The sequence below is a fragment of the Paenibacillus chitinolyticus genome (assembly GCF_045038035.1).
GTDB classification, from domain to species: domain Bacteria; phylum Bacillota; class Bacilli; order Paenibacillales; family NBRC-103111; genus Paenibacillus_F; species Paenibacillus_F chitinolyticus_A.
In genome coordinates, this window is sequence record NZ_CP173427.1 from 2,445,097 (window position 1) to 2,466,677 (window position 21,581).

Genomic DNA, 21,581 nt, shown 5'->3' on the forward strand with positions numbered 1-21,581 from the left:
AAAACAAAACCGCTTTCCGACGGAAGGCGGTTTTGTGAGGTGCAAGAGCCGGATGCGGAAGGTGCAGAATAGGTAGACACAATCAACAGAACAGGAGGAAGGTACCGAAAAATCGTATAGATCGCGCCGAATGGAAGGCCCCTCCCTATCCGCGCCTGAAGCTATTTCCGTCGGCCGGACTCCGGTTTAAGGGACTGCGGTGTCTCTAGAAGACGTTTCCATTCTTCGCTAAGCCGGTCCGCATCCAGATCGATCCCGATAAACACGAGATAGGGCTCTCCCTGGTAAAAGGAAGGCTCCCAGTAACTCCGCTTTCCTGCGTACTGCAGCAGATGCATGTGACCGGATTCCGCGAACGTCACATAACCTTTGGCGCGGATCAGACCGTCCTTCCACCGCTGGAGGAAGGCGTCGACATCCGCTTTGGCCAGCCCCGCAGCCCGATTCCACGGGAGGGTGACGGTACGGACGCGGGAGTGGGAAGGCATGGTTTCCGCCGGTGCGGGCGAATCTGCGGGGTGCATGTCGCCTCCGGTGCCAGCTGTGGTGGGCTCCTTCGGATGAGTCCGGATCCTCGTCATCCGGATAGGCCGGACCGTCAGAGGACCCTTCTGCGCGGGCTGGACCCCCTCCAGGATCGGCTTCAGCTCGACGCGGCAGTGGGTCGTATACACGAGCATGGCGTGCCCGTTCAGCTTGCGTATCGCCTTCTCGATTTGGTGCAGCCGGATGCGGTGCACATAATCCGTTTTGTTGACCAGGATAAGGTCGGCAACTTCGACCTGCCTGCGAAGCGTCCGCACGAGCTGTTTGTCCGATGCGAACAGGCTGTTGTAATCCATGAAGTTTTCCGCATCGAGCACGGTGATGACCTGCTTGAGGGCAACTCGGCCCAGCAGACCGGGTTCCGTAAGCACATCGGCAATTTCTTCGGGGTTGGCCACACCGGTCAGCTCGATGAACAAAATATCCGGATTGCGGCCCAGCAGTGCCTGCAAACTGCCGGTAAGCTCGCTTTTCTTACTGCAGCAGACGCAGCCGTCCAGCAGTTTTTCAATCGAAGCGGAACTGTGCCCTTCCAGAATTAAGCCGTCTACATCCGCCTTGCCCAGCTCGTTCATCAGTATTCCCGGGCGCAGACCAAGCTTCTTCGTTTCTTCGAGCATGCGGAGCAGAAGGGTCGTTTTACCGCTGCCCAAAAAACCGCTAAGTACGAGTACAGGTATTTTCACGGTTCTGGTTCCTTTCTTGAGTACAAGATATGTTCTCATTATATGCCTGTCCGGAAACGGCCATGCCAGAAAAATCGTAAACGTTACGTTTAAATTCATTTTACAGGATACCCGGCTATCCGGTAAATCGAATGTCTTCATTAGAGGGGAGTGGAAGGCAGCTTCAGAGCTTCCTTATGTTTTTGTGATTTGGGTAAAAAGTCCCTAATTATTCAAAGTGGCAAAAAAATCCTCCATGCCCATTAAAGGGTATGGAGGATTTTTTGAATTTCCTATGCTTTATTGCAGGGACTGTTGAGTTTTGGCGGAACCCGCAAAGGTTTGAAATTGATCCTTCAATTTCTGGCGGGCGTCTTTATTGCGGAGTAAGTAAGCAGCTCCTAGACCAATTGCAGTAAACATCATTTTTTTACCCATTTTCGTTTACCTCCTCAAATGTAAGGTTGCTTGCTCTACGGAAAATTACCCGTTCAGGCCGATGCTAAACATTTTTTCGCGTAATAGACTAAAAAGAGTGAGCCGTGCTGCCAGGCAGGGGCCTCTTAATCCAATAAAAAAGACCACCCGAAGACGAGCTTCGAATGGTCCTTCTTGTAGAGTGAATTAAACGGTTTTCCAAACGTCGGCTTTACCAGGAGTTTCGCCTTGAGTCCACCATTTGGCTTCGTATACGACACCGTTGTAAGTAACGCGGTTGCCTGCTGTGTAAACGGAGGATGCGCTCCAAGCAGGTGCAGTCGTGCCGCCATTACCGCCGGCAGTTGTTTTAGCCGTTACAGCGGAGCTTGCAGCGGAAGTGTTGCCTGCCGCGTCTTTCGCTTTAACCGTGAACGTGTAGCTAGTGTCAGCCGCCAGGCCTGTTACCGTGAAGCTGGTTGTCGTGGAAGTTCCTACAAGAGTGGAACCTTGGTATACATCGTAACCCGTTACGCCGACATTGTCGGAAGAAGCGCTCCAGTTCAGAGTTACGGAGTTAGCTGTTACGCCGGAAGCAGTCACGCCTGCAGGAACAGTAGGAGCTTGATTGTCTGTAGGTGTGCCAGTTCCGCCACCGTTTACGTTAACGTCGATTACGTTGTAGAAAGCGTTAGGCGTATCGGCGATTTCCCAAACAGCCAGGATTACGTTGTAACCGCTGCGGGCAGGAACGTTACAAGTGTGGGAAGTGGAGGGATCCGGTTTTTTACCGCCGTCGTTGAAGGAGCAGAACAGTTCGAAATCGGAACGTTTCAGAGGTGCGTTAGGGTTCCAGCCTGTTTTCGTGATGTAGTATTTCCATTCTCTCGTTGCGTGTGCGGCAGTCAGCTTCCAAGTGAACGTGTTGCTTCCGCTGTTGATGTTCACTTTGGACCAGCGGTCTGCAGTTTGAGCGTTCAGTTCAGGGAAAGCGGCGCCGGCGCCGGCGATTTGACCGTCAGCAGGGCCTCCTGCAGGGTAGCTGCCAGGTGCTTCAAGGCTTTGCGGCTCATACACGATGGCTCCGCAGTTTTTGTTAATGCCTTGATTACAGAGGGCTGCGCGGCTTGCCGGACCTGTGATGTAACCATGAGCGGAAGCGCTTTCAGCGAAAACGAGCGAACAGATGGCTCCGATTACGAGCGCTGCGAATGCTACGAGAAGGGGAGAAACTTTGAAAAGAGAGCGGTTCCATGAAATGGATTGGGACATTAGTTTAATACCTCCGATTTAAGTGGATTGGAATACAGGGAATTTAGAACTATACTGCTGCGAATCGTAAAAAATCATAATGACACAAACCAGAGTGATTCTGGTGGATAGGTCAGGATTCGGCATCGTAAGCAGTGAATGGCTATCTACCGAGAGCAGCAAATGGCTTTAATTCCTGCCTGTTAAAAAGGTTTAGCATCTACCTCCTGTCAATTTATGTCTAAATAATTCATTTCACCTCCTCATATCCATATTATAGTACAAGGCAGAAGTAATGAAAGTAGGTATTTAGAACTATTTATAGACATAAAATGGTGTAAATAGTAAAAGATCTCCTCCATAAAATCCTGAAAATTTGGATATTTTTTTGTGAAAATCGTAAATCGGAAAATAATTTAGAATTAAAAGGGAAAATGTCGAAAGGAACGAATTAGATGTATACGAATGCGGAAGAGGAAGGGGTGAGCCGGATATGAGTGTCGCGGCAGACATCAAATTGTTTATTTCCGTCAAAAAAGCATGGATTTTGGTCCTGGCGATGATTTTGTACGGAATCGGCGTCGGGATTTTGGCGCCCATGAACGCCATTTACTTAAAAGAAGGGATCGGACTGGGGAAAGGCGAGATCGCGTCGATTTTTGCCATATCACTTGTGCTCAATATGATTTTCACGATCAGCGTGGGCATTCTGAGCGATAAGATTCCGCGGAAGAAAATCATCCCCATGGCGGCGGCTGTGGTGTGTGCGGCCGGGCTGCTGATCTATATGAGAGCGGGCGGGTACGTGTCCGCGCTGGTGGGCATGTCGATCGCATCGGCCCCGTCCGGGATGGTTATGGGGCAGATGTTTGCCATGGCCCGGAACCATTTCTCGAAGCTGGCGCCGGACATCGTGGAGATTTCGCAGCTCTGGCTGCGCGCGTCTTTCAGCGTGGGCTTTTTTACGGGACTGCTGCTGGGAGCGAACATTTATTTATGGTTCACCATCTACGGGGTACTTTGGGGCAATCTTGCGGGATACACGGCGCTCTTCGTCCTTCTGCTGTTTTACCGGGAAACGGTGGAAGCGCCTTCCAAAACGGTCGTTAAGAAGAGCGGAGAGCCCTTCTCGCTGGCTATGCTGGCCGCGCTGCTTATGCTGTCGTGCGCCGATGCGATTCGGGGACTGTATCTTCCCCTTGTCGTGAACGAGAAATTCGGCAATCCGGAGCTGATGTCTTACATCTGGAGCGCGCAGGCGGTGTTCGAACTGCTGTTTATGACGGTTGCGGGCTACTGGGCGCTGAAATACGGCTTCAAGCCGGTCATTCTATTCGCCGGCCTGTTCGCGCTGATCGTCTATCTGGTGTACGCCAATGCCGATTATCTGCCGGTCTTTTTCGCTATGCAGCCGCTGTATTCGTTTTACGTGGCCGTGCTGCTCGGAGTGGCAATGGGCTACGTACAGCGGATGTTTCTGCACAAAACCGGGTTCGGAGCCAGCCTGTATGTTGTGATTTCCCAAATGGCTTCTCTGGTCGGCTATTTCCTGCCGCTGCTGATCGATGGCATCACGCCGTCCATCTTCTATATCCCCGCTGCGCTCATTGTCGTCTCCATGCTGCTTATCACGAGAACGATGCTGAAAGAACGCAGCAGCAGAAAGCCGGAAAACGTACAAACTTTGTAAGTGAGGCGGTGTACCAAACGATCGTGAAAAAATGCTTCGCCGGCACGTTACCGTAAAACGCCCGCTGTGCTAAAAAATCGGAGGGCAAACACATGGGAATATCAATGAAAACGGCGGATCGAGGACGGCAGGATGCACCGTTCCGGCGATGATATAAAAAGCCGTCCGAGTTCTTCTGTAAAGAAGAGATTCGGACGGCTTTTTTTGCCGGTTTAACGGGCCTGCGCCTTTATTCGTAACGGCGAGTGGCCGGCCAAGAGCCTTGCAGCTTACGGATCAGCACAATCTCGCCGGTATGAAAAGCGTCGTGCCGGATGATGCTGTCGATGCGGAAACCGATGGGAGAATCGCGGTATACGGCGTCCATGTCCGGATCGGATTTGGTGCCCAGAAGGCTTCCTATGCGGGTATGAACGGCGTCGAGCTCACGAAGCGTCCGCTGCCAAGCTTCATCGGAACCGTGCGTATCGGGCGTTTTGAATGTGTCGTCGTTGTTCTGGGCCCAGTGGTCCGGTTCTTCGCCCTGGAGCTGCTCCAGCAGCCGCTGCTTGTAGTAGACCAAATGGTTGACTGTCTCCCAGATGGTATTGCCCGCTTCACCCGGCGGTCGCCAGGCAGCCTGCTCCGAGCTTATCCCGCTGACGGCGTCTTTCAGAGGAGCATACCAGTCTTCCGTGCCGTAAGCGTGTTCCCAGCCGCGTTTAAGAAGATCCAATCCGTTCATTCGATTTCCTCCTAAATTAAGAATGGTGTAAAATTAAAATTGCGATGTCATCATGGTGGATAGGTTGTGCGATAAGGCTGCCCGATGTGCGGACAATTCGCACGGATTTATTGTAACCATCTAAAACGATTATGATAGTTACATCTTGGATTTTAACATCAATTGGAAAAAGACTCAATCTTTATTCGGAGGTTGTTTTGGAAAATTCGGCTTTAGAGTTTATGAACAGCCAGTGGCACGACTGGCGGGGATCGGGGCGGAGCGAGGACAGGCTTGACCGGTCGGGCTGGCTGGAAGCTTTCCTCGAGAAGTGGGAGCTGCAGGCTCCGATGCCTCCGCAGCCCCACGAACGCGCCGCCCTTGGCGAGCTCCGGCAGGCCATGCGCTCGATCACGGAATGCGTTTGCTCTAACAGCGAGCCGGATCGCGCGGACATCGCCAGGCTGAACGAAGCGATGGCCGGAGTGCCTTCCCTCCCGGTTCTGGCGAGGGAAGAAGGCGGCTGGCGGCTGGAGCGCCGGACGGGCGATAGGGGCTGGGCCGCGGTCATGGGCCAGGTGGCCGTCGCATTTGCGCGGCTGCTGGCGGAAGAAGACGTGCGGCGGCTCAAAATGTGCGCCAACGAAGACTGCCGCTGGGTTTTTTTCGACGAGAGCAGAAGCCGGACGGCCCGGTGGTGCGACGATAAGATGTGCGGCAACCTGATGAAAGTCAGGCGCTTCCGGAAACGCCGGAAAGAAAACGATTGATCAGGCGTCGGAGCATTTTGCGCCCGTGCCACAAGGAATACGGCTTCGAAAGTCGAAGAAGTTAAGAGGAACTTACATAACGAACAGTCCGAAAGTGAATTTACCTACAAAGGAGAATGAATATGGCGAGTCAATTCGAAAAAAACCTGGAGAAATACGCCGAACTAGCGGTGAAAGTCGGTTTGAACATACAGCCGGGTCAGTCCTTATGGGTGAACGCTTCCATTCAGCAGGCCCCTTTAACCCGGTTTATTGCGCAAAAAGCATATGAAGCGGGAGCGAAATCGGTCCACGTCGAATGGATGGACGATGTAATTACGAAGCTGAAGTATACACTTGCTCCCGACGATTCGTTCGATACCTATCCGGCATGGAGAGCGCGGGGGGTAGAAGAGCTGGCCGAAAACGGCGGCGCTTATCTGCTTATCGAATCGGGCAATCCGGAACTGCTTCAAGGAGTGAAACCCGAACGCATCGCGGCTTATTCCAAGGCTGCGGGCAAAGCGCTTGCCAAATGGAGAGAATACATGACCTCCCACAAGATGACGTGGTCGATTCTCGCGGCTCCGTCCACAGGGTGGGCCAGTAAAGTGTTCCCGGATCTGCCGGAAGATAAAGCTGTCGCGGCCCTGTGGGAGCAGATTTTCAAAGCTACCCGCGCGGATCAGGACAATCCCGTTCAGGTTTGGGAGCGGCACAATGCGACGCTCCGTACTAAAGTGGAGGAGCTGAACGCCAAACAGTACCGGAAGCTTCACTACCGGGCGCCGGGCACGGAGCTTAGCGTAACGCTGCCGGAGCGGCACATCTGGTCCGGCGGCTCGACGGTGAACGAGAAGGGGGATGCGTACAATCCGAACGTTCCGACGGAGGAAGTGTTCGTTTCGCCGCTTAAGGACGGTACGAACGGAGTGGTTCGCAGCACGAAGCCGCTGAGCTATCAGGGGAACCTGATCGAGAATTTCACGCTCACGTTTGAGAACGGCCGTGTCGTGGACTTTCAGGCGGAGAAAGGCTATGAAGCTTTAAAAGGACTTCTCGAACTGGACGAAGGAGCCCGTCATCTGGGCGAGGTTGCGCTTGTGCCTCATGAGTCGCCTATTTCCGCGAGCAACATCATTTTCTTTAACACGCTGTTCGATGAGAACGCGTCGAATCACCTTGCTCTGGGGAAAGCCTTCGGCTTCAGCATCCCGGAAGGAACGAAAATGTCGGTGGAGGAGCTGACGAAGGCGGGCCTCAACGACAGTATTACCCACGTGGATTTCATGATCGGCTCGGCGGAAATGGACATTGACGGAGAACTGGCCGACGGGACGGTTGAACCGATTTTCCGCAAAGGGAATTGGGCTTAATTACCCGCAAAATGCCGCATATTCTGCCTGTAAAGGCAGGGTGACGAGCGCGATAAGGAGATCGAAGGTCAGCCGGGATTGCCGGCTGGCTTTTTCATTGTGTAATCCGAGTTCTTTTCTTTATGTGCAGCTCGTTGCGCGTTTCTTCCGGAAGCGTGCGCAAGGGCTTTTTTGTTTTTAGGAAAGGTTTATTTGGAATTGTCTGGAATATCCTTTTATACTTACAAAGTGGCCCTTATAAAACACAGGGGAAGTGATGAAAATGAACGTTTACGAGCATCTGGTCCGACCGGAACGGTCAGGCGACTTGAAAAAAGATGTGTATGCTTTTCTAATCGAAAACGGACACCGCGAAACCGCGGAGCACTGCATGAAGGTGGGCGGGAAGGCCCGTGAACTAGCCGTCCGCTTCGGGGCGGACCCGGAAACAGCGGCATCGTCCGGTTATTTGCATGATATCAGCGCCGTTTTTCCCAACGATACGCGTATTTCCGCGTCGGTCCAGCTTGGGATCGAAGTACTTCCGGAGGAAGAAAGCTTTCCGATGATCATCCACCAGAAGATGTCGAAAGCGATGGCACGGGATTTATTCGGAGTGGCGGACCCACAGATCTTGAGTGCGGTTGAATGCCATACCACGCTCAAAAAACAGGCATCGCAGATGGATAAGCTGCTTTTCACAGCCGACAAAGTGGCTTGGGATCAGAAGGGCACGCCTCCGTATCTCGAAGAGCTGAATAGGGGACTTGCGCTTTCGATAGACCATGCGGCGTTTGCTTATGTCCGCTACTTATGGAGCCGGAAAGACACGCTCAGAGTCGTTCATCCATGGCTCAAAGAGGCGTACGCGGATTTGTCGCGGCACATTGAAAGTGAGTCGCAAACGTGCGGAACATAAGCCGGGGAAAAATTATTGCGCTGTCAATCGTACTGCTCGTTTTACTGGCTCCGTTTGTCTATGTTCAGGGAAATAAAATCGTGTATGCGGAACGGGTAAAGAGCTATCTGATTCAAGAAAAAAGCTATAAAGAAGAGGAACTGGCGTCGGTCAAAGGGGTTTGGGGAATGAAACTTCCTTCCTTCTATACGGTTGTTGTTTTTAAGGATGAGCCGGAAGTGAATTATGTTTATTTTTCGCATAACGATGTCCTGCAATTCGATCAGCGGATTACTCCGAAAGGAGTAGGGCTGGGAATAACGCCTGAAAAGCTGAAACACACGGAAAAGCGAAAGGAAGGGTAAGGAGGTCGATGCCGGAACGAATTGACTTTAAATTCTTTAGTAGACAAATCAAATAATTGTTGACTAAAAAACAAACGATATTATATTATGTTTATGTATTAAACAAACAAAATGAAATATTGTTTGTTGATCAGGATTTATTTTGAGTCTGAACAAAATCTCAATGGGAATCACAGGAAGGGGCTCGCAGTCGTGTTTAAAAATGCTTTTGTCAGAACGATTATTTTATCCAACGTTCTGCTCCAGCTTGGCATCTGGGTAAGAAACTTTGCCATTCTGCTGTATGTGACGGATATAACGAACAACAATCCCAAGTTTGTATCGTTAATCTCGGTCGCCGAATTTACTCCTATTTTTCTTTTCGCGATTATCGGCGGAACGTTCGCGGACCGGTGGAAACCGAAGCGGACGATGATCGTTTGCGATCTCCTCTCGGCGTTGTCCGTATTTGTCGTCCTGCTCGTCGTGATGTTCGGATCGTGGCAGGCGCTGTTTTTCGCGACGCTGGTGTCGGCGATCTTGTCCCAATTCTCCCAGCCGTCCGCGTTAAAGCTTTTCAAACAGCATGTGCCGGAAGAACAGCTGCAAGGCGTGATGGCGATGTTCCAAACCTTGATGGCCATTTTTATGGTATTCGGCCCGATTCTCGGAACATACGTTTACCAACATTACGGCCTAGAAATTTCGATAGCGGTCATGGGGGTTTGTTTCATCGCTTCCGCCGCCGTCCTTACATCGCTTCCTGCCGATCAGGAGAATCCGTCCAAAGCCGAACGCAACTTCAAGCAGGAATTGAAGGACGGACTCCGCTACGTATGGAACAGCCGCGCGCTGAAGACGCTTGGCGGAACGTTCGCCGTTTCGGGCCTGGCGGTAGGGGTTATCCAGCCTTTGATGCTGTTTATCGCCATCGAAAATCTAGGGCAGGATAAACTGTTTCTGCAGTGGCTTCTGGCAGCCAACGGAACGGCTATGCTCGTAGGCGGCGGCTTCGTTATGGCACTCTCGAAGAAAATGCAGCCGCAATCGCTGCTTGCGGCCGGGCTTATCGCCAGCACCGTCGGAACGATAGGAATCGGCTTATCCACGAGCGTGCCGCTTACGATCGGCTTCCAGGTGCTGACGGGCCTGTTTTATCCTTGTATTATGATCGGAATCAACACCATGATGATGAAAAACACGGAAGCGGCTTTTATCGGCCGTGTCGGCGGCGTGCTTACGCCCATGTTCATGGGATTCATGGTAATCGGCATGTCCGCCGCGGGGGTTATGAAGGCTGCGTTCTCGCTTCAAGCGGTCTATGCCGGAAGCGGAATCCTCTTCTTCCTCGGGGCGCTGCTGCTGGTTCCGTTGATGCTGCGCCGCTCGGAACCTCCTCTCGAAAGCCAAGGGACAGCCGCGGCGGAGAGCGCCGATTAATTAACCCGCATCGCCCGAAGTCCGGCACCATAGAAAAGCCTCCCCTTTTTAGAAGGGGAGGCTTTTGGGCGTTAAGGCGCGGCTTCAAGCGGCTGCGGTCCGGCATGCCGGCTGAGCGCACGCAGCAGCGTACCGTCCACGAGGTCGCTGATCCGTTTCATCATCGTTTCGGGCAGTTCCTTCATGCCCGTCTTGACCCATTTGACGACGATGCCTACGAACGCGAAGGTGTAAAATTCCGCGATAAAGCATTTGTCCGCGTCCGATACGTCAAGGCCGGAGGAAGCGTCGTCCACCACGCGTTTAATCATATCCTTGGTCGCGTCGAACAAATAGCCGTCAAACGCGTTTTGTCCCGGTGTATGAAGCGCGTTGACGTAGAACAGCCGGTTTTTCATCAGATAGTGCAGGATTTGTACGGCCATGTCGCTCCAGTGTTCGTAATCGCGGTAATCGGCGATGCTTTCCACCGCTTCCGAATAGTAAATCCAGTGAACCAGGTCGTATTTGTCTTTAAAATGATAATAAAAGGTCTGTCTGTTCAGTCCGCTGCCGGAGGAAATATCCTGAACACTGATTTTCGCCAAAGGTTTCGTTTCCATCTGCTTTTTGAGCGATGCGGCCAGCGCTTTTTTGGTCGTTTGCGAATCGGTCATGATGTCACCTCGATATGGTTCTTCACACTCCGCTTTCCCTCGATATGGTTCTTCACACTCCGCTTTCCAGTATAAAGGAATTGAGATCTTTTTTAAAATATTCGGAGGCTGTCTCTGGAAATCGAAATTCGACTGGGGGAGTAATAAACATTCCTGGGAGAGTGTTTAGGTTTTAGACAATGGAATGAAATTGTCTATTTTGCCTTGCCGGTTTTTTACGGTAGACTGGAAATGATTGCATAATACATCCATACAAGTGGTAATTTATTCGGTCGCATCCGCTAAAAGCCGAAAAGAAACGGATAGCCGTTCCCTTCTTTTCAAATAGTAGTAAGGATGTGTAAATACCGGTAAGGCATCAAAAAGGAGGGCGAGAGTGTCTTGGCTAAATCAGAATCTGTAATCCCGCAGCCCAAAACCTACGGGCCGCTCGGCAATCTTCCGTTAATTGATAAAGAAAGCCCGCTGCAATCGATGATGAAACTGGCGGACGAACTGGGCCCCATCTTCAAACTGGAAATGCCCGGCAGAACGCAGCTGCTGATCTCCAGCCACGAGCTGGTCGCCGACGCGTGCGACGAATCCCGTTTTGACAAGAAAATCGGGGCCGCTCTTTCGAATGTGCGCGCCTTCGGCGGGGACGGTCTGTTTACCGCACACACGTACGAGCCTAACTGGCAGAAGGCTCATCATATTCTGCTGCCGACGTTCAGCCAGCGTGCCATGAAGGGGTACCACAACATGATGGTGGACATTGCGGTCCAGCTCATCCAGAAGTGGTCCCGGCTCAACCCGGACGAAGTAATCGACGTACCCGAGGATATGACGCGTCTGACGCTGGATACGATCGGATTGTGCGGGTTCAACTACCGCTTCAACAGCTTTTACCGGGAGCAGCCGCATCCTTTTATTACGAGCATGGTAAGAGCGCTTCACGAAGCGATGAATCAAACGCAGCGTCTGGGTCTTCAGGACAAGCTGATGGTCATTACGAAGAGGCAATTCAATCATGACATCCAGGCCATGTTCGCCTTGGTGGATAAGCTGATTGCCGAACGAAAGGCCCAGGGAACGGAAGGCATCGATGACCTACTGTCCCACATGCTGAACGGCAAAGACCCGGAAACGGGGGAATCCCTCGACGACGAGAACATCCGTTATCAGATCATTACGTTTCTGATCGCCGGTCACGAGACCACAAGCGGACTTCTCTCGTTCGCCCTTTATTTTCTTCTTAAAAATCCCGACAAACTCCGGAAAGCGTACGAAGAAGTGGACCGGGTTCTGACCGATCCCGTGCCGACTTACGCACAAGTCCGCGAGCTTACCTACATCCGGATGATCTTGAACGAAGCGCTGCGGCTTTGGCCGACGGCTCCAGCTTTCGTGCTTTACGCGAAAGAAGACACCCTGCTGGCCGATAAATATCCGCTGCAAAAAGGGGACAGCCTGACGGTGCTCATTCCGAAGCTTCACCGGGACAAGACCGTGTGGGGAGAAGACGTGGAATCGTTCATTCCCGAGCGGTTCGAAGACCCGGGGAAAATTCCCTACGATGCGTACAAGCCGTTCGGCAACGGACAGCGCGCCTGCATCGGCCAGCAGTTTGCCATGCAGGAAGCTACGCTTGTGCTGGGAATGGTTTTGAAGCATTTTAACATTAAGCAGCATACCGATTATGTCTTGAAAGTAAAAGAAACGCTGACGATGAAGCCCGACGGCTTTACGATGAAAGTGGAGCAGCGCCATCGTGGCGTCGCCGTCACCATTCCGGGCACTGCGGCATCCGCGGCGGATGACAAACAGGTCAAAGAACAAGCCGCGCCGCTAAGCGTGAATGCCCATAACACGCCGCTGCTTGTGCTCTACGGCTCTAACCTCGGCACGGCCGAGGGAATTGCCCGGGAGCTTGCCGATGCGGCGAAATACCAGGGCTTCCGCCCGGAGGTCGCAACCATGAACGACTATGCCGGGAAGCTGCCGAAGGAAGGGGCGGTGTTTCTCGTCACCGCCTCCTACAACGGCAAGCCGCCGAGCAACGCCAAAGATTTCATGGACTGGCTCGAAAGCGCGGAGCCAGGCGAAATCGCCGGCGTGAGGTTCGCCGTGTTCGGCTGCGGCGACCGCAACTGGGCGAGCACGTACCAGGACGTTCCGCGCCGGGCCGACGAGCTGCTTGCCTCCAAAGGAGGACAGCGCCTTGCCGGACGGGGAGAAGGCGACGCCAGCGGCGATTTCGAGAAGCAGCTGGAAGACTGGCGCGAAGCGCTCTGGCCGGACGTCATGAAGGCGCTGGGCTTGGAGCTTGCCGAGATTTCGGAGAAGGAGAAAAGCTCGCTCAGCCTGCAGTTTGTGAGCGGCTTCGCCGGTACGCCGCTGGCGGAATCCTACGATGCCGTGCATGCGGTTATCGCCGGGAACACGGAGCTTCAGCGGGAGGAGAGCGGGCGCAGCACCCGCCGCATCGAGGTGAAGCTGCCCGAAGGCGTGACCTACCGGGTCGGCGATCACCTGGGCGTCCTGCCGCGCAACTCGCGCGAAAGCGTTGCGCGTGTGCTCCGCCGGTTCGGGCTGCAGGGCAGCGATCACCTCATCCTGAGCGGAAGCGGACGGAGCGCCGCCCATCTGCCGCTGGACCGCCCGGTCAGCCTGGACGATCTGCTGGGCCACAGCGTGGACCTGCAGGAAGCGGCCACCCGGGCTCAGCTGCGGGAGCTGGCGGGCTGCACGGCGTGCCCGCCTCACAAGCGCGAGCTGGAAGCCTTGCTGGAGGAGGACGCGTACCGCGAGCAGGTGTGGAAGAAGCGCGTGTCCATGCTCGACCTGCTGGAGCGGTACGAAGCGTGCGAGCTGGGCTTCGAGCGCTTCCTGGAGCTGCTGCCGCCGCTGAAGCCGCGGTACTACTCGATCTCCAGCGCCCCGCAGGTGCAGCCGGAAAAGGCGAGCATCACGGTCGGGGTCGTGAAGGGTCCCGCGTGGAGCGGGCTCGGCGAATACCGGGGCGTCGCATCGAACTATCTGGCGGAGCGGCAGGCGGGCGATGCGATCGTCATGTTCATCCGGACGCCGGAGTCGGGCTTCGGGCTGCCGGACGATCCGAAGACGCCGGTCATCATGGTCGGCCCCGGCACGGGCGTCGCGCCGTTCCGCGGCTTCCTGCAAGCGCGCAGCGCATTGCGGCGGGAAGGAACGGAGCTGGGGGAAGCGCACCTGTACTTCGGCTGCCGGTGCGAGAGCGACTACATTTACCGCGAGGAGCTGGAGCGGTACGAGCGGGAAGGCATCGTCAAGCTGCACACCGCGTATTCGCGGGCGGAAGGCACGCCGAAGACGTACGTGCAGCACCTGATGAAAGAGAATGCGGCAGAGCTGATCGCCCTGCTGGATAAAGGCGGCCGGCTGTATGTATGCGGCGACGGAAGCCGGATGGCGCCGGACGTGGAAGAGCAGCTGCGGCAGGCTTACGCGAATATTCATCAGGTAAGCCCGGACGAAGCCCGGAAGTGGCTGGACGGGCTGCAGACGGACGGACGCTACGCCAAAGACGTCTGGGCAGGCATTTAACGGCGAGCGTTGGAACTGAACGGGATCATCCGAGATACCATTACAGCAAGCCTCCGCAAGCGGGCAATTCCGCTGGCGGAGGCTTTTTGACTGCCGCTTTTTGGCAAGCGGGAAGGGTGGATCGCCGCTCGCACTCGGGTCCCGACTTCTTATCTGCGCCGCATCCGGTAAGTTATCCCTGGCATATGAAGAATGAGAGATAGGAGGAGCGGCGGACGGCAGAGCAGCTAAGGCGGTCTCCGGAAAAAGAGAGGCAGCTTCGGGCAGGCATGCAAATGGTTCCTGGTTTTCCCGGAAGTAAGGGTGGGAAAGAGGAGGGTTTTAAGGTAAGCTTAGGCTAGCGGAAATGACCTTCCCAATGCCCCCCGAAAGGAAAAAGCGGAATTCATGGATATTTCAGACATCGTGTCCTATGTAACAAATGAAGATAATTTAAAACATCTGCTGGAACAATACCGGTCGCTCGGTCCGCTTCCGGGTATTTTGCTTACTTTTATGAAATCGTTTGTCCCGCCCCTGCCGACTTTGCTGATCGTAGGAGTAAATGCTGCGGTTTACGGACTGTGGGCCGGTTTTCTCTACTCGTGGATCGGGATCGTGAGCGGCTGTCTCGTCACCTTCCTGATCGTCCGCAAGATCGCCGGTCATTCTTATCTCGAAAGGCTGGCCCGCAAGCCGAAAATCGCAAGAACGACGAAGTGGATCCGGCGGAACGCTTACAGCTACGTTTTTCTGCTGAGCTTGTTTCCCGTGGGTCCGTTCGTGGTCATTAACATAGCGGCGGGACTGGCCGGCATGCGCCTCCGCTCTTTTCTGATGGCGGTTCTGATCGGCAAAGGCATTATGGTGTTCACCGTTTCCTATATCGGTTACGATGTGGCCAAATATATCGAGAACCCGTACCAACTGCTCTATGTCGTCCTTTTCGTCGCCGTATCGCTGATCGTCAGCAAAAAGATAGAGAAGCGGTTTTCGTCCGGTCAGAGAATGGAGCTGGAATAGGGCCGAACTCTCTGAAAACCTCCTCTCCGCCGCGGGAAACTCATTCTATACGCTGCTTGGCTGCGTTAAACTTGTACTTCTTCCGCTTTCGGATAATGTTCCGGCTGACGGCATATGTATGAAGGAATGCAGGATACGGAATGCGGAATGCGGAGAGGAGTTTGGCTAGTGAGCGGATACGGTTATAGGGCCGGCCCGACGAATCATCACAAAAGTTCCGGCATGCCCAATCTCGCCTTTAACGTACGCGATAACGTGCTGTTTAAGCGCAACGAAGACAATGTGGCGTATGAAGTCACCTCGACGCAGCTTCCGCCTATGACGGGTGGAGCTTTTACGGATCTGCGGCTCGGCAGGGGACATATCCGGGAACCCCACTGGCATCCGAACGCGTGGGAGCTTCATGTCCTTGTAGCGGGAGAGGCGGAGATTTCGGTGATGTGCCCCGATAGCCCCCAACTGGTGAACTACCGCGCGAAGGAAGGGCAGGTCGTTTTTGTTCCCGCAGGTTGGTGGCACTGGATTACGCCGCTTTCCGAGAAGGTGCATCTTCACGCGTTCTTCAATCACGAGCAGCCGGAGACGGTGCACGGCTCCGATATCCTGCGGCTGACTCCGCCGGAAGTGCTGCAGAACGCCTATAATGTCAATGCCGCTCTTGCCGGCAAAGCCTTCGCGCCGATTACGGAGTCAGTCCGTATCGGACCGGCGGTTCCTGTGCACGGCGAACCGGGAAAACCGGCCAACCCGGGTCAGCCTTTCCTTAATGAAAAAAAGAAAACCTAGGCACTCCGGCCCCGGAGGCCGCCGTTCGTTTATAAGCTTTCCGCACTCTTTCCAGAGCGGGAGGCTTTTTTTATAGGTGAAAATTCGGAGACAGGGGGTACGCCCCCATTTACAGGTGGAAAAATATAGGGTAATATATGATCTATAATCATATGACCAGTGATAATATGAATGGGGCGGTTCAACTCTATGAATATCGAACAAGTGATTTTGGGGTTTATTTACGGGGAAGCGATGACCGGCTACGAGCTGAAAAAGCGGTTCGACGAGTCGGTCGCCCATTTCTTCGGAGCGACTTTCAGCGGAATTTACCCGGCGCTCAGGCGGATGGAAAGGGAGGCGCTCATTGAGAAGGAAGTCGTCGTCCAGGAGGGTAAACCTTCCAAAAACATAGTCCGCATTACGGAGAAAGGGCGGCAGTCGTTTGCGGACTATTTGAAGTCCCCGTTGTCGCCCGGTGTGCAGAAATCGGATATGCTCGTCCGTTATTTTTTCGGTAGGTATGCCGCCGCGGATCAGATACAAGGCTGGCTGTTGGAGGAACGGACGCGGCTTGCACATACGAGGGAGGGCCTTCTTCATATGCGGCAAGGAGCTTTGAATGATCCGGACAGCGATGCGTTTCGTCTGAAAACGCTCGAGATGGGTATTGCCCAGCTTGAGTTTTCCCTCCGCTGGATAGACGAGGAACTGGCGAAACAGTCCGCTGGAGATTCCGGTGCCCAAGAGAAGCCCGGCAGAGAGGAGAAGGTGTGAATCCTATGAATATTCCCGCAAAAATCCCGGATACACTCGCCTCATCCGCCACGGGCAGCGCGGAAGCTGAATCGCACGCTTCTTGCGCGAGGCTGCCGGAGCTCGGCGCCGCCGAAATGGCCCGCGGAATTAAAGCGGGCAGATGGACGTCGATCGAGCTTGTGGAGGCGCATATCGCCCGGATCGGACAGATCCAGCCGCTGCTCGGAGCGGTTGCCGTCCCGCTGTTCGAGGAGGCGCGCCGGGCGGCGGCGGAAGCGGACAGTCGTACCGCCTCGGGAGCACCGCTCGGTCCTCTGCACGGAGTGCCGGTCAGCGTCAAGGAATCGCTTGATGCGGCGGGAACCCCGTCAACGTGGGGGCTGGCGGGACGCACGGCGCCTGCTTCTGAAGACGATCCGGCCGTCGCCGCTCTCCGCCGGGCCGGAGCGATCGTTCTGGCGAAGACGAATGCGATGCAGCTGCTCATGGGCTGCGAAACCGTCAACCCGGTATACGGGCGCACAAGCAGCCCGTGGAACCCCGCCGGGCGTTCGTGCGGCGGAAGCAGCGGCGGTGAAGCCGCCCTTATCGCGGCGGGCGGATCGCCGCTCGGTCTCGGCACGGATGTCGGCGGCTCCATCCGCACGCCGGCGCACTTCTGCGGCGTCCACGGGCTGAAGCCGACGCCTGGCAGGGTGGCCTCGCGCCCGCCGGCCGGCATCGTGCACGTCTGCCGCGAGGCGGCGGAGATGGCGAGCACCGGCCCGCTGGCGCGGAAGGTTGAAGACCTCGCGCTCGCCATGGAGGTGCTCGCTGCGCCGGAGACGCTGCAGGCGCATCCCCTGCAGCGTCCCGGGGAAACCGATCCGGCGGGACTGCGGATCGGCTTCTACACGTCGGACGGCATTCTGCCGCCGTCTCCCGCCGTGGAGAGGGCGGTCCTGGACACCGCGGAAGCGCTGCGTGCCCGCGGCGTGGCCGTGAAGCCGTTCCGCCTGCCGGAGCCGGATTTGGCGCTGCATCAGTTCTACGCGCTGATGTCGGCCGCCGGGGCGGAAGGCATCGCGGAAACGGCCGGCACGGAAGCGCTAGTTCCGCAGGTGGAGGGCACCCGCCGTTCCTTCGGGCGTTCGCGGACGGCGAACCGCATCCTGGCGCTGCTTCTGAGGGGTGCGGGACAGAAAATCGCCGGCACGCACATTCTTCCTTACCTCGGGCGCAAAACCCGGGAGGATCTCGGGAAAGCCGCGGAGCTCCGCCAAGCCTACCGTGAAAAGTTCGCGGCGGAGATGGAGCGGCAGCAGGTCGACGTCCTGCTGTCGCCGCCCTTCCTTACGCCCGCAATCCCGCACGATCATTCTCTCGCAATGACGTACGAGGGCTCTTATGCGTTATTGTATAATTATCTCGGCATGCCTGCAGGGGTCGTCAGTCTCAGCCGGGTTCGGTCCGGGGAAGCGGCTGCAATGCGGGCCGTCCGAAGCCGGGACAGACTGGTTCAGGCCGCCGCGGAAGCGGACGTGAACAGCGCCGGGCTGCCTGTCGGTGTCCAGGTCGCGGCCGCACCCTGGCGGGAAGACCGGGTGCTTGCCGCGATGGATATGCTGGAGAAACTTTTCCGGGACCGTCCGGATTATCCGCCGGGAAAACTTGCGGCGGCTCCTTTGCCGATTACCGATAAATAACTGTCAGGAGGAACGAGTATGCCCGGAACACTTTTTAAAGAAAACGTTCGGAAGGAAACGGGGATTACCTGGGAAGAATGGGTCGTCAAGCTCCGGCGTTCCGTGAACGAGCTTTGGTCGCACGAGCAGATCAGGGATCACATTTGCGGGTCATACGAAGTTTCGGACGAGTGGGGAGAATGGCTGGCTGCCATGTACGCTCCCTTATTGGGAAGGACTCCCGTCGGTGTGACGAAAGACGCAGGCGTTCAGATCGGGGTAAGAAAAACGGTTGCGGTATCCGCCCCGCAAGCCTGGAATTATCTGACTTCGAGGGAAGGACTGTTGTTGTGGATAGGAAGCGTGTCCGCGTTTCCTGTGGAGAAAGGGGCGGAATTTTCCTCAGCCGAAGGAGTTACGGGAAAGCTGACCGTGGTCGATCCGTTTCGAAAGCTCCGGATGACCTGGAAGCGTAAAGAGTGGTCGAATCCCTCGCGTCTTCAAATTACTTTGGCGGCCGCAAAGTCGGGAGGGACCACGATTTCCATTCATCAGGAGATGCTGGACGATGTATATATGCGGGAAATGATGAGACGGGAGTGGGAGTCCGTGCTGAACCGTATCCGGGATATGAAAACGGGAGACAAAGGCTGAGGGAAGCGGAGCCTTCTTCCTTTGAAATGGAACAATATGGGTGATAATTGTGGTAAACTGAAGCTGCCGGATCAGCCATTCCAAATCTATTCAAAGGCGGTGCGTAAGATGAAGCTGAACCATCTGAATTTGACTGTTACGGACGTCCCGGCGTCCCAAACTTTTCTGGAAACGTATTTCGGTTTGACAACCCGCAATACGCGAGGCAGCGCGTTCGCAGTATTGTCCGATGACAACGGAGCGGTCCTGACCCTGATGAAAGGCGCGGAAGTCAGCTATCCGAAAACGTTTCACATCGGTTTTATCCAGGAAAGCGAAGAGAAAGTAAACGAGATTAACCGGCGTCTGAAAGAGGACGGGTTCGACGTGGAACCGCCTCAACGAATGCACGGCTGGACATTTTATGTAAAAGCCCCGGGCGGCTTCGTCGTCGAGGTGCTGAGCTGAAACCGTCAAGGAGGATTCATCGAATTGGACATCCGCTACAGTCATTCCAACGAAGTCAATCTAGTCGAGCTCCGAGAGCTGTTCCTGTCCGTAGACTGGGAATCGGGCAAACACCCCGAAGAGCTGCATCAGGCGATTCTGAATTCCCACTCGGTCGTGACGGCATGGCACGGCGATAAGCTGGTCGGGCTGGTTAATGCTCTTTCCGACGGCGTAATGACGGCGTATTTTCATTACATGCTGGTGAGGCCGGATTACCAGAACCAGGGGATCGGCAAAGGGCTGATGACCGAGATTCTCGGCGAGTACGGGGAATACAAAACGAAAGTGCTGATTTCTTACGCGGAAGCGGAATCCTTTTACCGCTCGCTCGGGTTCCGGGCGGAGCAGGGAACCGTTCCGCTCTATATTTCCGAATTGGTTTAAAGAGAAGAGGAATAAAACCAAGTTGACAACTTGGAAAAATATGTTATAAGATATGGAAATAACGGCATCGTCCTGCTCCGTGCGGGGTTGAGCAGCATGACTTTTTCCTATCCAGACAGCCTAGGCGGACCCCATCAGGTGATAGCCGCGCGGCTGTTTTTTTGTTTGCGCGGGAGGTGGGAGGAAATTCCGGTCCGGTACAAGGCCGCCTTTAAACCTTGTTATCGGGTAAGAATAGAAGGGTTTAGCAGTAGCAGTAGGAGGGGAATTGTGCATCTCGATACGGACTTTATGTGGAAACATCTGCCCGATTTTGTGCGAGCCGGAGGGGAAACGCTCAGAATCGGGGGCATCGCCATCTTTTTTTCCCTTGTCGTGGCTGTCATTCATTCGTTTATTTTGTATTTTCGCATCCGTCCCCTGACCTGGGCCGTCCGGCTGCATATTGAATTGGCGAGAAACATACCGCTGCTTATTCAGTTGTTTTTTCTGTATTTCGCCCTGCCGCAGCTGGGGATTAAACTGTCCGCGATGACGACGGTTTTTATTGCGATGACCTTCCTGGGCGGCGGATATTTTACGGAGGTGTTCCGTTCGGGCATAGAGGCCGTTGAGAAGTCGCAGTCGGAATCGGGGCTTGCCATCGGGCTTTCGAAATGGCAGCTGTTCCGGTATGTCATCCTGCCGCAGGCGCTGCGGATTTCCATCCCGTCGTTGTTCGCGAACTTTATTTTCCTGCTTAAAGAAACGACGGTCGTGTCGGCGATTGCGGTACCGGAGCTGCTTTATACGACGACGAGTTATATTTCGCTCTATTACAAAACGTACGAGATGCTTCTGATGATGACGCTCTGTTATCTCGTTATTTTTCTGCCGCTGTCCTTTCTGCTGGGTTATCTGGAAAGGAGGTTCCGGCATGGCGCTTTCGGCGTATGAGCTTCTCGTCAGGAGCCTGCCCCAGCTTGCGGAAGGGCTGTGGGCGACGCTGCGAATCTCGCTTCTGACCATTGTGTCCAGCGTGGCCGGAGGCATCGGTTTCGGGCTGCTGAGAAATTCGCGCCTGCTTCTCGCGCGTCTGCTGTCCGGAACGATTCTGGAGCTGGTCCGGAGCGTTCCGATCCTGGTCTGGCTGTTTTTCTTTTTCTTCGGTCTGCCGATCCTGTTCGACATCCATCTTCCCGCATTCGCTTCGGCCCTGCTTGTCCTGTCGCTGTGGGGGACGACCGAAATCGGGGAAATCGTCCGGGGAGCCCTGCAATCTCTTCCCAAGGGGCAGACGGAGGCCGGAAAATCTTTGGGATTGAGCGGGTGGCAGCTGCTGGTTTACGTGCTTATCCCGCAAGCGGTGAGGCGCATGGTGCCGCCGGTCATCAACGTCTTTACGCGGATCGTCATGACAAGTTCTTTGACGGTACTGGTGGGTGTTCCGGAACTGATCAAATCGGGTCAGCAGATCATTGAACGCCATTACACGCTTTCTTACGCCTCCGTCGTTATTTACGGCCTCATGGCTCTGTTGTATTTTGCCTTATGCTACCCGCTGTCCGTGTTCTCGCGGAGACTGGAAAGAAGATGGGCCGACTAGC

Annotated in this window: 21 protein-coding genes; 16 read left to right on the forward strand and 5 right to left on the reverse strand. The window is 54.9% G+C overall.

What is annotated here, in order from left to right:
• Window positions 1–161: 161 nt before the first annotated feature.
• From ACI48J_RS11290 to ACI48J_RS11300, 3 genes are all read right to left on the reverse strand, one after another.
• Window positions 162–1,232 carry a CobW family GTP-binding protein gene (locus ACI48J_RS11290; RefSeq protein ID WP_405082805.1) on the reverse strand — a complete coding sequence of 357 codons (1,071 nt, stop codon included), beginning with the start codon at window positions 1,230–1,232 and terminating at the stop codon, window positions 162–164.
• A 279-nt stretch (window positions 1,233–1,511) separates the two neighbouring features.
• Window positions 1,512–1,649: a hypothetical protein gene (locus ACI48J_RS11295; RefSeq protein ID WP_009672324.1), complete on the reverse strand. Its 138-nt coding sequence runs from the start codon at window positions 1,647–1,649 to the stop codon at window positions 1,512–1,514.
• A gap of 186 nt (window positions 1,650–1,835) precedes the next feature.
• Window positions 1,836–2,900: a lytic polysaccharide monooxygenase gene (locus tag ACI48J_RS11300; protein ID WP_326050403.1), complete on the reverse strand. Its 1,065-nt coding sequence runs from the start codon at window positions 2,898–2,900 to the stop codon at window positions 1,836–1,838.
• Window positions 2,901–3,372: 472 nt separating this feature from the next.
• Here ACI48J_RS11300 and ACI48J_RS11305 point away from each other — a divergent pair, with 472 nt between their 5' ends.
• Complete coding sequence (locus ACI48J_RS11305; RefSeq protein WP_405082806.1) at window positions 3,373–4,569, forward strand: MFS transporter; 1,197 nt, start codon at window positions 3,373–3,375, stop codon at window positions 4,567–4,569.
• A gap of 229 nt (window positions 4,570–4,798) precedes the next feature.
• Here ACI48J_RS11305 and ACI48J_RS11310 read toward each other — a convergent pair whose 3' ends face one another.
• Window positions 4,799–5,293 carry a DinB family protein gene (locus ACI48J_RS11310; RefSeq protein WP_405082807.1) on the reverse strand — a complete coding sequence of 165 codons (495 nt, stop codon included), beginning with the start codon at window positions 5,291–5,293 and terminating at the stop codon, window positions 4,799–4,801.
• Window positions 5,294–5,490: 197 nt separating this feature from the next.
• Between ACI48J_RS11310 and ACI48J_RS11315 the strand changes: the two genes are divergently transcribed.
• The 5 genes from ACI48J_RS11315 to ACI48J_RS11335 all read left to right on the forward strand — a co-directional run bounded on the left by ACI48J_RS11315 (window position 5,491) and on the right by ACI48J_RS11335 (window position 10,058).
• Window positions 5,491–6,042: a CGNR zinc finger domain-containing protein gene (locus ACI48J_RS11315; protein WP_405082808.1), complete on the forward strand. Its 552-nt coding sequence runs from the start codon at window positions 5,491–5,493 to the stop codon at window positions 6,040–6,042.
• Window positions 6,043–6,164: 122 nt separating this feature from the next.
• Window positions 6,165–7,397, forward strand: a complete 1,233-nt coding sequence (locus ACI48J_RS11320; protein ID WP_405082809.1) for an aminopeptidase — start codon at window positions 6,165–6,167, stop codon at window positions 7,395–7,397.
• A 262-nt stretch (window positions 7,398–7,659) separates the two neighbouring features.
• On the forward strand, window positions 7,660–8,295 hold the full coding sequence (gene yqeK, locus ACI48J_RS11325) for a bis(5'-nucleosyl)-tetraphosphatase (symmetrical) YqeK (protein WP_405082810.1): 636 nt from the start codon (window positions 7,660–7,662) through the stop codon (window positions 8,293–8,295).
• A complete protein-coding gene (locus ACI48J_RS11330) occupies window positions 8,283–8,639 on the forward strand; it encodes a DUF3139 domain-containing protein (protein ID WP_405082811.1) in 357 nt (118 codons plus the stop codon). Before yqeK ends, ACI48J_RS11330 begins: the two co-directional genes overlap by 13 nt.
• Before the next feature lie 192 nt (window positions 8,640–8,831).
• Complete coding sequence (locus ACI48J_RS11335; protein ID WP_405082812.1) at window positions 8,832–10,058, forward strand: MFS transporter; 1,227 nt, start codon at window positions 8,832–8,834, stop codon at window positions 10,056–10,058.
• 71 nt (window positions 10,059–10,129) lie between these two features.
• Here ACI48J_RS11335 and dhaS read toward each other — a convergent pair whose 3' ends face one another.
• Window positions 10,130–10,714, reverse strand: coding sequence for a dihydroxyacetone kinase transcriptional activator DhaS (gene dhaS, locus ACI48J_RS11340; protein ID WP_326050416.1), 585 nt, complete (start codon window positions 10,712–10,714; stop codon window positions 10,130–10,132).
• A 381-nt stretch (window positions 10,715–11,095) separates the two neighbouring features.
• Between dhaS and ACI48J_RS11345 the strand changes: the two genes are divergently transcribed.
• The 10 genes from ACI48J_RS11345 to ACI48J_RS11390 all read left to right on the forward strand — a co-directional run bounded on the left by ACI48J_RS11345 (window position 11,096) and on the right by ACI48J_RS11390 (window position 21,580).
• The gene (locus tag ACI48J_RS11345) at window positions 11,096–14,278 is read left to right on the forward strand and encodes a bifunctional cytochrome P450/NADPH--P450 reductase (RefSeq protein WP_405082813.1); all 3,183 of its coding nucleotides are present in this window, start codon (window positions 11,096–11,098) and stop codon (window positions 14,276–14,278) included.
• Window positions 14,279–14,665: 387 nt separating this feature from the next.
• The gene (locus tag ACI48J_RS11350; protein WP_405082814.1) at window positions 14,666–15,280 is read left to right on the forward strand and encodes a TVP38/TMEM64 family protein; all 615 of its coding nucleotides are present in this window, start codon (window positions 14,666–14,668) and stop codon (window positions 15,278–15,280) included.
• Between the two features lie 168 nt (window positions 15,281–15,448).
• A complete protein-coding gene (locus ACI48J_RS11355) occupies window positions 15,449–16,066 on the forward strand; it encodes a cupin domain-containing protein (protein WP_405082815.1) in 618 nt (205 codons plus the stop codon).
• 189 nt (window positions 16,067–16,255) lie between these two features.
• A complete protein-coding gene (locus ACI48J_RS11360) occupies window positions 16,256–16,822 on the forward strand; it encodes a helix-turn-helix transcriptional regulator (RefSeq protein ID WP_405082816.1) in 567 nt (188 codons plus the stop codon).
• 5 nt (window positions 16,823–16,827) lie between these two features.
• Window positions 16,828–18,489: an amidase gene (locus ACI48J_RS11365; protein ID WP_405082817.1), complete on the forward strand. Its 1,662-nt coding sequence runs from the start codon at window positions 16,828–16,830 to the stop codon at window positions 18,487–18,489.
• An 18-nt stretch (window positions 18,490–18,507) separates the two neighbouring features.
• Window positions 18,508–19,122, forward strand: coding sequence for an SRPBCC domain-containing protein (locus ACI48J_RS11370; protein ID WP_405082818.1), 615 nt, complete (start codon window positions 18,508–18,510; stop codon window positions 19,120–19,122).
• 108 nt (window positions 19,123–19,230) lie between these two features.
• Window positions 19,231–19,569 carry a VOC family protein gene (locus ACI48J_RS11375; RefSeq protein ID WP_405082819.1) on the forward strand — a complete coding sequence of 113 codons (339 nt, stop codon included), beginning with the start codon at window positions 19,231–19,233 and terminating at the stop codon, window positions 19,567–19,569.
• Window positions 19,570–19,593: 24 nt separating this feature from the next.
• The gene (locus tag ACI48J_RS11380) at window positions 19,594–19,995 is read left to right on the forward strand and encodes a GNAT family N-acetyltransferase (protein ID WP_405082820.1); all 402 of its coding nucleotides are present in this window, start codon (window positions 19,594–19,596) and stop codon (window positions 19,993–19,995) included.
• A 270-nt stretch (window positions 19,996–20,265) separates the two neighbouring features.
• Window positions 20,266–20,931, forward strand: coding sequence for an amino acid ABC transporter permease (locus ACI48J_RS11385; protein ID WP_405082821.1), 666 nt, complete (start codon window positions 20,266–20,268; stop codon window positions 20,929–20,931).
• Window positions 20,912–21,580 (forward strand): amino acid ABC transporter permease, encoded by a 669-nt coding sequence (locus tag ACI48J_RS11390; protein WP_405082822.1) that lies wholly within the window; start codon window positions 20,912–20,914, stop codon window positions 21,578–21,580. Before ACI48J_RS11385 ends, ACI48J_RS11390 begins: the two co-directional genes overlap by 20 nt.
• Window position 21,581: the final 1 nt, after the last annotated feature.